Genomic DNA, 13,086 nt, shown 5'->3' with positions numbered 1-13,086 from the left:
TTTGCTCCCGCGCCGCCCGCTTAACCTACGGCTACGCGGTAGCTTTGCAGCATTCCGCATCTTCACCTTCGTTCCCTTATCCGCAATGTCCGACCAGCCCACTATTATCTTCAGCATGGCCGGGGTAAGCAAGATTTACCCGCCCCAGAAGCAAGTTCTCAAAAATATCTACCTCTCCTTTTTCTACGGCGCCAAAATCGGCGTGCTCGGCCTCAACGGCTCGGGCAAGTCGAGCCTCCTGAAAATCATCGCCGGCGTCGATAAGCAGTTTCAGGGCGAAGTCGTGTTTTCGCCCGGCTACTCGGTGGGCTACCTCGAACAGGAGCCCCAGCTAGACGCCGCCAAAACCGTGCGCGAGGTAGTAGAAGAAGGTGTGGCCGAAACAGTAGCCCTGCTCAAGGAATTTGACGAAATAAACGAGGCCTTCGGGGCCGAAGACGCCGACTTCGACAAGCTGCTGGAGCGCCAGGGCACCGTGCAGGAGCGCCTCGACCAGCTCGACGCCTGGAACCTCGACAGCAAGCTGGAGCGCGCCATGGATGCCCTGCGCACCCCGCCGCAGGAGGCCGTCATCGGCAACCTCTCGGGCGGTGAGAAGCGCCGCGTAGCCCTGTGCCGCCTCCTGTTGCAAGAGCCTGACGTGCTGCTGCTTGACGAACCCACCAACCACCTCGACGCCGAAAGCGTGCTGTGGCTGGAGCAGCACCTGCAGCAGTATAAAGGCACCGTTATCGCGGTAACCCACGACCGCTACTTCCTCGACAACGTGGCGGGCTGGATTCTGGAGCTTGACCGTGGCACCGGCATTCCGTGGAAGGGCAACTACAGCAGCTGGCTGGAGCAGAAAACTGACCGCATGGCCAAGGAAGAAAACACCGAAAGCAAGCGCGCCAAAACCTTGCAGCGCGAGCTGGAATGGGTACGCATGTCGCCCAAAGCCCGCCAGAGCAAGGGCAAAGCCCGCTTGGCCAACTACGACAAGCTGGCCAGTGAAGAAGCCAAGGACAAGGAGCAGAAGCTGGAGCTTTTCATTCCCGACGGCCCGCGCCTGGGTGCGCAGGTCATTGAGGCCGAGAACTTGCGCAAAGCCTTTGGCGACAAGCTATTGTTTGAGAACCTGAGTTTTTCTCTACCCCAGGGCGGCATCGTGGGCATCATCGGGCCCAACGGCGCGGGCAAGACCACGCTGTTTCGCATGATAACCGACCAGATGCAGCCCGATGCCGGCACTTTCGAAGTCGGCCCCACGGTGCAAACGGCCTACATCGACCAGCAGCACGACTCGCTCGACCCCGCCAAGTCGGTGTTCGACACCATCACGGGCGGCACCGAAACCATGCTGCTCGCCGGCCGGCCTGTCAACTCGCGGGCCTACGTCAGCAAGTTCAACTTCGGCGGCGGCGACCAGGAGAAAAAAGTCGGTACGCTCTCGGGCGGCGAGAAAAACCGCGTGCACCTGGCCATGACCCTCAAGCAGGGCGCCAACTTGCTATTGCTCGACGAGCCCACCAACGACCTGGACGTGAACGCCATCCGGGCCCTGGAAGACGCCCTGGAGAACTTCGCCGGCTGCGCCGTCATCATCAGCCACGACCGCTGGTTTCTGGACCGGCTCGCTACCCACATCCTGGCCTTCGAAGGCGACTCGGAAGTGGTGTGGTTCGAAGGCAACTTCTCCGACTACGAAGAAGCCAAGCGCAAGCGCCTCGGCGATGTGGAGCCCAAGCGTGTTCGCTATAAAAAGCTGGGGTAGGGAGCTTTTTATCAACTGAAGAGTAAAGCCCAGCCGGCGGCACCTGTGCCGTTGGCTGGGCTTTTTTTTGCCCCGCTGCGGAAACGGCGTCCAGCCCTTGCTGGCTGCTTCACGCACCTACGGCGTCTTGCGAAACTTGACGGCCGTATCCTGCCCCACTTTCGTCCCAATCTCAAACCCGCCATTGGCGTCGAACTGGTAGTGCACGCCCAGGTACACGCGGCTGCGGCCGTTTTCGAGGGCCGCTTGCGTGAAGGAAGTAAACGAGCGGGTGCGGCGAACGCCGTTTTCGTCGCGCAGGGCGTGGGGGTCTTCGGTAGTGGCCGTAAAAGCAATGGCGTTAGTGCCAAAAAATTCGTGCATGGCCGCCGCCCAGGCCGCCCCAAACGTAGAATGACCCGATACGTAGGCCGGAAAATTGGGCGAAAAACGGGTGCCGCTCATCTGTGCCGACAAGGGTTGCCAGGTAGCCTCGGCCACGGTGCTGGGGTTCCCGTCTTCGGTGGCCAGGTGAATAGCCGTTTCGGGCCGCCACAGGCGCATCGGGTGTTGGCTATTGGGCGAATAGTACTTGGCTTGCCAGGCCACGATAGACGCATTGACCATGGCCGTGCCCGCCAGGGCAAAGAGCCGGGCCGTTTCGAGCAGCTGCCCCGTGGTGGTGATGGCCATGGCCGAGCCGCCCGGTACTATGCCCGCCTGTTGGGCCAGCGTCTGGGTGATGGTATAAAGCTGGCCGGGCGGCTTGGAAGTACCGTTCAGGTCGTTGGCCCAGAAGAAGGCAATCTCGGTTTGGGTGGGCGTGCGGGCCGTGGAATGCGCTTCGCCCAGCAGCTTTACCTCCGCCAGCTGCATGGCATACAGCATCGATTTCAGCAGGTCGGGGTAGTTGTACAGCCCCGCCGGAATGGCAGTAGGATGGTACTGCGCCGCCGGCTTGCTCAAGAAAAACAAGGGTAGTTTGCCCCAGTGCGGCGTCAGGGCCTGGCTGGCATCGGTGGGCCGCCATTCGCCGGGCGTTTCCGCATCCAGCATGGGCTCCACGGCCGTCTCCAGGCCCGTATCAGCCGGGTACTTGGCCAGCAGCAGCTGCGCAATTTCCTGGCCGTAAGCTTGTGCTACACCGTTAGTTGTGTCATCAGTATGCACGGCCAGTCCCAGCACCTGCGGGTCGAGGCCCGGTAGCACCTGAAACGGGTCGAAGGGGTCGAGTACCTCGCCCTGCATCTTGCGGGCGGCCGTTACATAGCTTTTGATGGCTTCCGTGAGCACAAAACAGGCGGCGTAGGCGGCGCTGGTGCCCGCGGCCGCAAGGGGCGGCGCCGGCTTGGTGGGCGGGGGTAGCAGCGTGGGGTACTGGTTGCCCGGCGTCAGCCGGTTCACCACCTCATACATGGCCAGGTGCATGAGCGCCCCAATGCGGGCCAGCGGCCCCGGCGCGCCACCAATGTGGCGCACCAGGTCCAGGTAAATATTATTCCAGGCAAGGATGACGTTGCCGGGCGGGGGCGTTACGGGAGGCGTAAGCATGGCAAAAAAGTAGTTTTCAGAGGAAGGAAGTGTCCTCCATTAGCTACTTGCAAAGCACGTTTTGCTCCCTGCCCCTGGCATCAGTACCAGCACTGAACTTTCTGTTTTCAGGCCACCCAGCCCTCGCGCACGGCGCGGGCGGCCAGGCCCACCAGCGTGCGGGTGCCAGCCTTGTGCAGCAGGTTGCGGCGGTGGCTTTCCACCGTGCGCACGTTGATAAACAAGCGGTTGGCAATTTCCTCGTTGCAGTGGTCCTCCACCACCAGGCGCAGCACTTGCAGCTCGCGGGCGCTGAAGTGGCTGTCGGGCAGGGGGGTAGGGCATCCGGAAACTGGTTTGGCTTCGAGCAGCGCGTCGAGCCACGGCGCCAGGGCAGTGGCCAGCGCCTGGGGCGCCACCTGGCTGGGCACCAGCAGGCGGGTACCCGGCCAGGCCAGCGGCGTGTTGCGCCGGCCCAGGGTGTGCGGGTCGGCCAGCACTACCAGGCGCTGGGTGGGGCGGGCCTGGTGCAGCCGGGCCAGCAGCTCGGGCATGTGTAGGCCCGGCAGGGCACCATCGAGCACCAAGAGGGCAAACGCATGATGCGTCACCAGGTCAGGCACTTGCGTGGCATCGGCGGTGAGGCTGAGCAGCAGCTGGGGCCAGCGCTCGCGCAGTAGGGCCAGTAGTCCCTGCCGAAACAGGGTAGGGGCGGCCGCAATAAGGGCCGTCGCGGCGAGCGTATTCATTGGGCCCGCAAAAAGCGCTGGTTGCCGGCCAATGCCCCCTGGCTAACCTGGCAGCCGGGGCTGGCTAGCGGCTGCCGCGTCGGCTGCCCAATGGCTTGGCCCGATTCGGCCAACTCCGAAAACTGGGGGGAACCCAGCAAAATACGCCGCCTGATGGGCGCGCGAAAAGTTGTTTTCATAGTAAAAAAGAAGGGTGGGGTAAGAAAAGCGTGCAGCAGCCGGGCTGAGCCAATGCCACCGGCCAGCGGCCCGCAGCATTGCCCAGGCAAAGGCTCATCTCAGCAAAAGAGCGCCTGGAGCCAACGAAACATACTGCCCAAGGAGCCGCCTAAGAAAACAGACCAGCCGCCCAGGCCAGAGCGCCAACATGCAGGGGATGCCGCCGGGTAGCCGGCTGGCAAAGCGCCGATAGGCGCGGCCTCGCAGAGCAAGGCGCAGGAGCAAATACCGTTAGCAGGGTAGGCACGAGAAGCCCAGTGGCCAGTTCAGGCAGCAAGTACCCAGCCCGACACCGGTAAACACCGGTGTGGCTGGTCCAATCAATTGAGGTAGAGTAGTAAAGCGCCGTCAATGTACACGCTTTACTTGGTTAAAGCAACTGTTCGGGCTGAATAATTTCCAGCGCTAGCCACGCGCCCGCGGGTAGGGGGCCGCCGGGGTCGGCATCGAGCAGCAGGGCGCGCACGGGAGGCTCATTGCCGTGGGCTACTTCTTCCAGGGTGGCGGGCAGGGGTAGGGGCGGCTGGCCGGGCCGGTGCAGCCGCAGGGCCAGGGCCGTGTGCAGGGCCAGCGTGGCCAACCAGGCCGGGGCCGGCGCGGCCGGCAGCACCAGTAGCCCCAGCCCCGGCACCCGCAGGCTGCGCGCAATGACAAAGGCGGGGGGAGAAACAGGCACTTAGTTGTGGCGGGCTGCCACCAGCACGCAGATAAAATAAAACAAGCCGCCGCAGGCGGGCGGCGGCTACGTGTTCAGGCAAAGACAAACGACCCGCGGGCCGCTGGCAAAATATTGTTTAGCAGCTTCGTATTTAGTAGCCCGCGTTCATAATAAAGCCCTTGCGCTTGCCGTGTTTCTTGATGCGGGTGCCGGGCAGCAGCTGCATCTCAATCACGACGGGCATGCATGACGTCAGCGTCAGCTCCTGCGGGGCATAGCCGGCGGCATTCACCGAGAGGGTAGGCAGCTGGGTAACTTTGGGCGGGAGCGCAAAAAAGCCTTCCTGATTGGTAATGAGGATGATATTGGTGCCTTTAACGCTCACGCTCACGCCGGCCAGAGGTTTTTCGTTGGCGGCTACCCGGCCGGTATAGGCGGCGCAAGGCTGGGCGGGCGAGCCGCTGCCGGGGGTAGTTTGGGCGCTGGCGGGGCTGGTGCCCGCCACCAGCCAGCTCACTAAGAGCAAGGGAATAAGCTGCTTCATATCACTAAAGATGGCTGTTTGCCCGCAGGCGCTGAGCCAGATAAAGAAAGGGTGGGAAGGAAGAAAGATACGGCCTGCCAGGGCAGAACCGCCCACGGCAAAAGCTCCTTTCAGAAAGCGTGCCGGGCTTGCGTTGGCCGCCGCGGTGGGGGTAGGGCGGCGCAGTGATACTTTCGTGCATGCGCTTTTTCTCAACCCTGCGGCGAGGGCTGCTGCCGCTGCTGCTGGCCACGAGCCTGGGCCGGCTGGCGGCCCAGCCTACCCCCTTGCCCTGCCTGCTGCTGCCGCTGCTGCCCGCCGAGCGCGTACAAGCCGCCCAGCTCATCGTCGAAGCCGAAGTGCTTGATGAGCAAGGTGAGTGGGACGCCAAGCACCAGCATATTTTCACGCGGCAGCGGCTGCGTGTGTTCCGGGTGCTGAAGGGCGCGCTGCCCGACACCGCCGCCCTGCCCCTGCTGCTGGAAGGCGGCCAGGTGGGCCTGGCCCGGCAGGAGCTAACCAGCACCCTGCGCGCGCTGCCCGTGGGCCAGCAGGGACTTTTTTTTCTGGTGCCCGCGCCGTGGCCGGGGGTAGGGCCGGCCTACGCGGCCTACGCATCCAGCCAGGGCGTCATTACCTACGACCTGGCCCAGGGCACCGCAGCCGAGCCCGCCCGCGCCTACCCCACCTGGGCCGCCGCCCGGCAGCAGACTGAGGTTCTCAGCGGCCAAGTGACGCAACTGCTGCGGGCCAACCCGCGCCTGGCCGCGGCGGCCAGCCCTACCCCCCCTGCTCCTACCCAACGCACGCTGGCGCCCAGCATCACGGCCTTTAGCCCGGCCCAGGCCACGGCCGGCACGGGCATGGTGCTCACCATTCGGGGCAGTGGCTTTGGGAGCAGCCGAGGCAGCGGCGGCGTCGATTTTCGCAATGCCGACGATGGGGGCGCCACTACCACCCGCGCCCTGGCCCGCGATTACCTGAGCTGGACCGATACCCAGATTCAGGTGCAGGTGCCGTCGCTGGCCAGCAACGGCCACCCCGCTGGCACGGGGCCCGTCACGGTCACGGCCAGCGATGGCACGGCCGCCACCACGGCCACGTCGCTCACCATTATCTACGCCCTCGCCAACGTCGATAACACGGCCAGCGACGTGGCGGACCGCCCCAACCACGTGGCCACCAATGCCACGGGGGGCATCACGTTTCATTTCAGCCCCAATTTTCGGAGTAATGCGGCGGCGGGCGCGGCTTGGCAGCGGGCGTTGACGCAGTGGCGCTGCGCCTCGGGCATCAACTGGGAGCTGGGTGCCGATGCCACGGCCAATACCATTGCTTCGGACAAAAACAACGTGATTGCCCTCGACGATGGCACGCTGCCGGCGCGGGTGCTGGGGCGCACCACCTCTTACTACCAAGGCTGTTACAATGCGCAGGGCGAGGTCGTGTTTTACGTGTCCGAAATCGACCAGCAGTTTGCCACCAGCCTGCCCTTTCAGTTTGGGCCCGCGCTGGCGGGGGTAGGGCAGTACGATTTTGAGTCGGTGGCCGTGCACGAGCTGGGCCATGCGCAGCAGCTTTCGCACCTCATTCGGCCGGGCGCCATCATGCACTACGGCGTAGCGGCGGGCGCCAACCTGCGTACCCTCGACCCGGTATCGGACGTGGCCGGCGGGCGCCTGGTGCTGCGCACCCGTAGCTTTCGCAACCGGGGCTGCGGCGGGGTGGCCATGCTGCCGGCACCGCTCACGGCGTTGGCGGCAGCCACCGCGCCCGGCCTGGTTTTCAGTACCCGCGCCGAGTGCTTTGTCATGGGCTTCGTGCTGGAGCGCAGCGCGGGCCTCGATACCACAGCGGCGGCCGGCGGCTGGCAAGTGGTGGCTACCGCCGCCGCCGGGCAGGCCAGCGGCCAGTACGCGCTCACCGACCCGCAGCAGCAGGCGGGCATGCACTACTACCGCCTGGGCCTGCGCCGGCCCGGTGGCAGCACCGACTACGCGGCGCCCATTCTGCTTAGCACCGACGCCCTGGCCGAGGTGCAGGTATTTCCCAATCCGCTTACCGGCAATCAGTTGCAGCTCAGCTACCCCGCCGCTGCCAGCGGCGACCTGGTGCTGCGCTTCTACGACGACCTGGGCCGCTACCACCGCGGCCAGCGCGTAACCGTGCAGGCCGGCCCCAACATCCTCACCCTCGACGCCACTGGCCTGCGCCCCGGCTTCTACCTGCTGCGCCTCACCGACGACCAGGGCAGCCGCACGGTTAAGTTCATCCGGCTCTAAATGGTGAAGTGGTGAGTAGTGAGTTGGCGAGCACGACGTTTATTTTGCTCACTGCTCACTGCTCACTGCTCACTGCTCACTGCTCACTGCTCACTGCTCACTGCTCACTGCTCACTGCTCACTGCCCGCCGGCAAACCGGTAATCGCGTAGCTCCTCGGCGCTGAGGTTACCGTTGAGCCACTCGCTTTCGATGGTGGCGCCGAGCTTTTTATAGAAGGCAATGGCGGGCTCGTTCCAGTCAAGCACCTGCCACTTCATGCGCTGGGCGCCGGTGCGCTGGGCCTCGGCCACCACGGCGTCGAAAAGTCGGCGGCCGTGGCCGCCGCGCCGGGCAGCCTCCGTCACCACCAGGTCTTCCAGAAATAGCATCCGGCCCTTCCAAGTCGAGTAGGCCGTGTAAAACAACGCCAGCCCCACGAGGTCGTCGCCGTTTTCGAGCACGAAGAAGCCGAAAATAGGCGCGGGCCCGAAGCCGTCGCGGCGCATCATTTCCAGGGTATTCGTCACGGCGTCGGGGGCGCGCTCATACACGGCCAGCTCCTGAATGAGGGCCAGCACGCGGGGTAGGTCGGCTTCTTGGCCGCGGCGCAGGGTAGGGGAAGTTATCATAAAGGAAAAAAGACAAAAACCTGGGCTACTGAACTGCCAGGCAGTTCAGTAGCCCAGGCTAAAGCGTGCTAAAGAAATCGTCTGAATCTGCGAAATTTGCTTAAGTCAGCGCAAATCCGTGATTTACATCTGCGGCTGCATCTTCTTAATGTCTTCCACAGCGTTGGGAGCGCTCAGCTCGCGCATGGGGCTATTGGCCGCGGGTTCGGGAGCCTTTTTGCCACCCGTGGTGTCCACGGCAGCGGGCAGGGGGGGTAGGGGAGCAGTGGCTACGTCGTCGGGCGTGGTGCCCGTGTCAGCCCCTGTGGGCGATTCACCATTGCAGGCCGCCAGAGACAGCGTCAGGACTGCCGACGCCAGCAGCGCGGGCAGGAAGCGTTTCATTATCATACAAGAAAGCCGGATTTAAGGCCGCAAGTTACGGCGGGAAAGTGTAGGGTAGGCGTTAGCCCGCCGCAGTAAATAAGGAGTGTACGGTAAGCTTTAGCCAGCCGTTAAGGAGCGGGGAGGACGCTTTACCCACGGGCCAGTGCCGAAAACGGCCAGCTAAAGCTGCCCCTACCCCCTGCTCAGCAGCCAGCCGAGCCAGGCCGCCCGGGCCGTCCAGGCCAGCGTGCGCAGCCAGTTGGTGCGCACAAGGCCATCGATGGCCACGTAGTCGAAGCCCCCGGCCGCCAGCCGGTTGTGAAACGGCACCGAGATAAAAAACGTGACGGCCCACACCGCCAGCACCAATGCCAGTTGCCCCAGCGCCGTGCCCGCGCCCCAGGTGGGGTAGGCGGCCCAGGCCAGCCAGCCGGCCAGGGCCAGCTCCAGCACCATGGGCGCGCCCACCACCCAGCCCATGCCCTGCGTGTGGGCGGCGTGGTGGCGCATGAATTCGGGCTTGCCCACCAGCGCCATGGCCGGGTACGTTACCAGCTGCACCACCCAGATAACCCCGGTGAGGTAGGTGGCCAGCGTAAAATTGAGCAGGAGTAGGCGGGTAAGGGTCATTTAGGTAAAGTTGGTGCAACGGTCCTACGCAAAGCGCCGCCTATTGGCAGTAGCGCGAACTTTGTAGTTCGCGTCCTTGAACGGCAAGCGGTTAAATGGCTTGGGGACGCGAACTACAAAGTTCGCGCTACTACTTCTTGCTAATTTGCCGGCTCTTCCTCTTTTCTATGAACAAAAACCTGTTGGCGCTGCCGCTGCTGGCCGCCCTGGCCACGGCCTGCAACTCGTCTTCCACCTCGTCATCGGCCACGGGCAAGCAGCCCGATTTGCTGCGCGCTGCCCTTGATACCACCGTGGCGCCGGGCGACGACTTTTTCAGCTACGCCAACGGCGCCTGGATTAAGGGCCATCCCATTCCGGCCTCGGAAAGCAACTCGGGCATCGGCATCGAGGTGCAAAAGGAGATTTACGCCCGCCTGCGCGCGACCAGTGTAGAGGCCGCCAAGGCTAGCGCCGCCGCCGGCAGCAACCAGCAGAAAATCGGCGACTTCTGGGCCGTGGGCATCGACTCGGTGAAGGCCAACCAGCTGGGCTACACGCCCATCAAGCCCGAGCTGGACCGCATCGCGGCCATCAAAACGACGGCTGACGTGCCGGGCGTTATCGCCCACGAAATCCGGCTGGGCGTGCGCGCCCTCATCGGCCCGCGCGTGAACCAGGACGAAAAGAACAGCGACAAGATGGCGCTGTACCTGCACCAGAGCGGCCTGGGCCTGCCCAATCGCGACTACTACTTCAACACCGACAACCGCACCAAGGGCATCCGCCGCGCCTACGTGCGCCACGTGGCCAGCATGTTTAAGCTGCTAGGCCAGGACTCGACCGCCGCCAACGCTAGCGCGGCCAAGGTGATGGCTCTCGAAACTACGCTGGCCAAGTCGTCGCGCAAGCTCGCAGACTTGCGCGACCCGTACAAAAACTACAACAAGATGACCCTGGCCCAGCTCGATAAGCTGACGCCGGGTGTGAGCTGGAAATCCTGGCTGGGCCAACTGGGCGTCACGAGCGTCGATAGCGTCATTGTGGGCCAGCCCGAGTTTTACCAGGCCGTGGGCCAGCTCCTGAAAACCAAGCCGGTAGATGATTGGAAAGCCTACCTCAGCTGGCAGCTGACCCGCGAGTATGCCTCTACCCTCAGCCAGCCTTTTGTAGACGAGAATTTCAAGTTCTACGGCACGCAGCTGCGTGGCGCCAAGGCCATGCGCCCCCGCTGGAAGCGCGTGCTCGACATGCAGGAAGACGCCTTAGGCGATGCGCTAGGTCAGCTATTTGTGAAAGAATACTTCAAGCCTGAGGCCAAAGCCCGCTACGATACGCTGGTGAAAAATGTGGTGTCGTCGTTCTCCCAGCATATCCAAAACGTGGACTGGATGAGCGCGCCCACCAAAGTAGTGGCCCAGAATAAGCTCCACGCTATCATGCCCAAGGTGGGCTACCCCACCAAGTGGCGCGATTACTCCAACCTGAAAATCGACCGCAGCTCGCTGGCTGCCAACGTAATGCGGGCCAACGAGTGGCAGTATAACTACCAGCTCAACAAGCTGGGTAAGCCCGTAGACCGCACCGAGTGGGGCATGACGCCCCAGACCTACAACGCCTACTACAACCCCAGCAACAACGAGATTGTGCTGCCCGCCGCCGCCTTCGCCATCCCTACCCTGCTCGACGCCGACGCCGACGACGCGCTGGTGTACGGCTATGCCGGGGCCAGCACCATCGGCCACGAGCTCACCCACGGCTTCGACGACCAGGGCAGCCAGTATGATGCCCACGGCAACCTGCACGAGTGGTGGAGCAAGGACGACCGCAAGCGCTTCAACCAGCGCGTGAATGTGATTGTCAAGCAGTTCAACAGCTACACCCTGCTCGACTCGATGCACATCAACGGCAAGGCCACGGCCGGCGAAAACATTGCCGACCTTGGCGGCATCGTCATAGGCCTCGATGCGTTCAAGAAAACGAAGGAATATAAGGAGGGTAGGAAAGTGGCCGGCCTCACGCCGGTGCAGCGCTACTTCCTCGGCTACGCGCTTGGCTGGCAGATGCATGTGCGCGATGAGGCCCTGGCCTCGCAGCTGCTCACCGATGTGCACTCGCCCGCCCAGTACCGCGTGAACGGCCCCATGGCCGACGTGCCCGCCTTCTACGAGGCTTTCGGGGTGAAGCCCGGCCAGAAGCTGTACATCCCCGATTCGGCGCGGGTGAAAATCTGGTAGCCGGCCAGGCAAGGCAACGCGTAAACAAACTGCCGCATCTGCATGAAGATTAAGTGAGTATAAGCCTGGCTTCGCGGCCGGGCTTACCTTTGTTGGGCATATTGCCCGCAGGCTTATTCTTTAGCTGTTTGATGACTTTTACCTCTTTGCGGATGCTGGCCGTGGCGGGCGGGCTAGCCCTGGCTGCCGTTGGCACCGCCTACGGCCAGGGCGCCGTCACGCCACCTTCGTCGGCCACGCCGCGCAAGCCGCCGGTGGGCGCCTCGGCCCAAGAGCCGGTGCACGTCGACAATGGCCAGCCCAACGACGACCACAGCTGGAGCCTGCATTTTCAGCAAACTATTATCCGGCAGTGGCACGGCAATTTTACGGCCCCTTACACCGATAGCCTCAGCCTCCGGCCGCGGGAAACTGCGGCTATGTCGCTCACTACCACGCTCTACCTGGGCCGGCGCCTCTGGAAAAATGCTACTGTCATTCTCAACCCTGAGGTATCGGGGGGTAGCGGCCTAAGTAGCGCGTCGGGCCTGGGCGGTGCCCTCAACGGCGAGACTTTTCGGGTGGGCTCGCCCGAGCCGGTGCTCTACCTGGCGCGCCTGTACCTGCAGCAGCGCTTCGCCCTTGGCTCGGAAGTGGTGGACGACGACGACGACCTCAACCAGGTAGGCGGTCCGCGCCCGGTGCGCTACCTCAGCATCACGGCCGGTAAAATCTGCCTGGCCGACTACTTCGACCAGAACAGCTACTCGCACGACCCGCGCACCCAGTTTATGAACTGGACCCTGATGAGCGCCGGCGCCTGGGACTACCCCGCCAACACCCGCGGCTACACCGTGGGCGGCGTTATCGAGTACATCGTGCCCGGCTTTGCGGTGCGAGCGGCCTCGGCGCTGCTGCCCACCTACGCCAACGGCCCTACCCTCGACTACGACTACGCCAAGGCCCACGGCGAATCTGTGGAAATCTCGAAGACCTACCACCTGCGTGGTCACCAAGGCACGGTGCGCGTGCTGGGCTTCCACAACGTGGCCGCGATGGGCAACTACCAGCAGGCCCTGAACTCGCCCTACGTCAACGCCCGGCCCGACATCATCAGTGTGCGGGGCCCCAGCCACGGCAAAACCGGCTTCGCCTTCAATTTTGAGCAGGAGCTGGGCCACGAGCTGGGGGCCTTTGGCCGCCTGAGCTACAACGACGGCAAAAACGAAACCTGGGCTTTCACCGAAGTTGACCAGAGCGTGAGCCTGGGCCTGGTGAGCACCGGCACCCGCTGGCACCGCGCCACCGACCGCCTGGGCCTGGCCACCGTCGTCAACGGTATCTCGCCCGGCCACCGCAACTACCTGGCTGCCGGCGGCTACGGCTTCATGCTCGGCGACGGCGCCCTCAACTACGCCCCCGAGTTTGTGACGGAACTGTATTACAGCATCGACTTTCCGAAGTACCACGCCGCCATCACGCCCGATTATCAGTTCGCGGTAAACCCCGGCTACAACCACGACCGCAAGGGCCCCATCCACGTGGTGGCCCTGCGCCTGCACGTCGAGTTTTAGGGGGGTAGGGATATCTTT

General features: G+C 63.7%; 12 protein-coding genes. 4 read left to right on the top strand and 8 right to left on the bottom strand.

What is annotated here, in order from left to right; all coding sequences use genetic code 11:
- The first annotated feature begins 85 nt into the window (after positions 1-85).
- Positions 86-1,753 (top strand): energy-dependent translational throttle protein EttA, encoded by a 1,668-nt coding sequence (ettA, locus tag E4631_RS13800; protein ID WP_133659286.1) that lies wholly within the window; start codon positions 86-88, stop codon positions 1,751-1,753.
- A gap of 117 nt (positions 1,754-1,870) precedes the next feature.
- Here the strand turns inward: ettA and E4631_RS13795 are convergent, their stop codons facing one another.
- The 5 genes from E4631_RS13795 to E4631_RS13775 all read right to left on the bottom strand — a co-directional run bounded on the left by E4631_RS13795 (position 1,871) and on the right by E4631_RS13775 (position 5,432).
- On the bottom strand, positions 1,871-3,283 hold the full coding sequence (locus tag E4631_RS13795) for a vanadium-dependent haloperoxidase (protein ID WP_133659285.1): 1,413 nt from the start codon (positions 3,281-3,283) through the stop codon (positions 1,871-1,873).
- 107 nt (positions 3,284-3,390) lie between these two features.
- Entirely contained in the window at positions 3,391-4,011 is a 621-nt protein-coding gene (locus E4631_RS13790; RefSeq protein ID WP_133659284.1) for a response regulator transcription factor, read from the bottom strand.
- Entirely contained in the window at positions 4,008-4,190 is a 183-nt protein-coding gene (locus tag E4631_RS13785; RefSeq protein WP_133659283.1) for a hypothetical protein, read from the bottom strand. The genes E4631_RS13790 and E4631_RS13785 overlap by 4 nt, the downstream gene beginning before the upstream one ends.
- Positions 4,191-4,600: 410 nt before the next feature.
- The gene (locus E4631_RS13780) at positions 4,601-4,906 is read right to left on the bottom strand and encodes a hypothetical protein (protein ID WP_133659282.1); all 306 of its coding nucleotides are present in this window, start codon (positions 4,904-4,906) and stop codon (positions 4,601-4,603) included.
- Between the two features lie 133 nt (positions 4,907-5,039).
- Positions 5,040-5,432: a carboxypeptidase-like regulatory domain-containing protein gene (locus E4631_RS13775; protein WP_133659281.1), complete on the bottom strand. Its 393-nt coding sequence runs from the start codon at positions 5,430-5,432 to the stop codon at positions 5,040-5,042.
- Between the two features lie 179 nt (positions 5,433-5,611).
- Between E4631_RS13775 and E4631_RS13770 the strand changes: the two genes are divergently transcribed.
- Positions 5,612-7,693: a T9SS type A sorting domain-containing protein gene (locus E4631_RS13770; protein WP_133659280.1), complete on the top strand. Its 2,082-nt coding sequence runs from the start codon at positions 5,612-5,614 to the stop codon at positions 7,691-7,693.
- Between the two features lie 118 nt (positions 7,694-7,811).
- Here E4631_RS13770 and E4631_RS13765 read toward each other — a convergent pair whose 3' ends face one another.
- The 3 genes from E4631_RS13765 to E4631_RS13755 form a co-directional block, all read right to left on the bottom strand.
- A complete protein-coding gene (locus E4631_RS13765; RefSeq protein ID WP_133659279.1) occupies positions 7,812-8,303 on the bottom strand; it encodes a GNAT family N-acetyltransferase in 492 nt (163 codons plus the stop codon).
- 123 nt (positions 8,304-8,426) lie between these two features.
- The gene (locus tag E4631_RS13760; RefSeq protein WP_133659278.1) at positions 8,427-8,687 is read right to left on the bottom strand and encodes a hypothetical protein; all 261 of its coding nucleotides are present in this window, start codon (positions 8,685-8,687) and stop codon (positions 8,427-8,429) included.
- Positions 8,688-8,861: 174 nt separating this feature from the next.
- The gene (locus E4631_RS13755) at positions 8,862-9,299 is read right to left on the bottom strand and encodes a hypothetical protein (protein ID WP_133659277.1); all 438 of its coding nucleotides are present in this window, start codon (positions 9,297-9,299) and stop codon (positions 8,862-8,864) included.
- A gap of 167 nt (positions 9,300-9,466) precedes the next feature.
- Here E4631_RS13755 and E4631_RS13750 point away from each other — a divergent pair, with 167 nt between their 5' ends.
- Positions 9,467-11,515 (top strand): M13 family metallopeptidase, encoded by a 2,049-nt coding sequence (locus E4631_RS13750; protein ID WP_133659276.1) that lies wholly within the window; start codon positions 9,467-9,469, stop codon positions 11,513-11,515.
- 131 nt (positions 11,516-11,646) lie between these two features.
- Positions 11,647-13,068: a carbohydrate porin gene (locus E4631_RS13745; RefSeq protein ID WP_133659275.1), complete on the top strand. Its 1,422-nt coding sequence runs from the start codon at positions 11,647-11,649 to the stop codon at positions 13,066-13,068.
- Positions 13,069-13,086: the final 18 nt, after the last annotated feature.

The sequence above is a fragment of the Hymenobacter sp. UV11 genome, from assembly GCF_004684095.1.
Taxonomy (GTDB): Bacteria; Bacteroidota; Bacteroidia; order Cytophagales; family Hymenobacteraceae; genus Hymenobacter.
This window is presented reverse-complemented; position numbering and strand designations above follow the sequence as displayed.

Coding starts and splice junctions, on each gene's coding strand:
- E4631_RS13795 (WP_133659285.1), bottom strand. CDS start 3,283: ATGCTTACGCCTCCCGTAACGCCCCCGCCCGGCAACGTCATCCTTGCC.
- ettA (WP_133659286.1), top strand. CDS start 86: ATGTCCGACCAGCCCACTATTATCTTCAGCATGGCCGGGGTAAGCAAG.
- E4631_RS13785 (WP_133659283.1), bottom strand. CDS start 4,190: ATGAAAACAACTTTTCGCGCGCCCATCAGGCGGCGTATTTTGCTGGGT.
- E4631_RS13775 (WP_133659281.1), bottom strand. CDS start 5,432: ATGAAGCAGCTTATTCCCTTGCTCTTAGTGAGCTGGCTGGTGGCGGGC.
- E4631_RS13760 (WP_133659278.1), bottom strand. CDS start 8,687: ATGAAACGCTTCCTGCCCGCGCTGCTGGCGTCGGCAGTCCTGACGCTG.
- E4631_RS13790 (WP_133659284.1), bottom strand. CDS start 4,011: ATGAATACGCTCGCCGCGACGGCCCTTATTGCGGCCGCCCCTACCCTG.
- E4631_RS13745 (WP_133659275.1), top strand. CDS start 11,647: ATGACTTTTACCTCTTTGCGGATGCTGGCCGTGGCGGGCGGGCTAGCC.
- E4631_RS13770 (WP_133659280.1), top strand. CDS start 5,612: ATGCGCTTTTTCTCAACCCTGCGGCGAGGGCTGCTGCCGCTGCTGCTG.
- E4631_RS13755 (WP_133659277.1), bottom strand. CDS start 9,299: ATGACCCTTACCCGCCTACTCCTGCTCAATTTTACGCTGGCCACCTAC.
- E4631_RS13750 (WP_133659276.1), top strand. CDS start 9,467: ATGAACAAAAACCTGTTGGCGCTGCCGCTGCTGGCCGCCCTGGCCACG.
- E4631_RS13765 (WP_133659279.1), bottom strand. CDS start 8,303: ATGATAACTTCCCCTACCCTGCGCCGCGGCCAAGAAGCCGACCTACCC.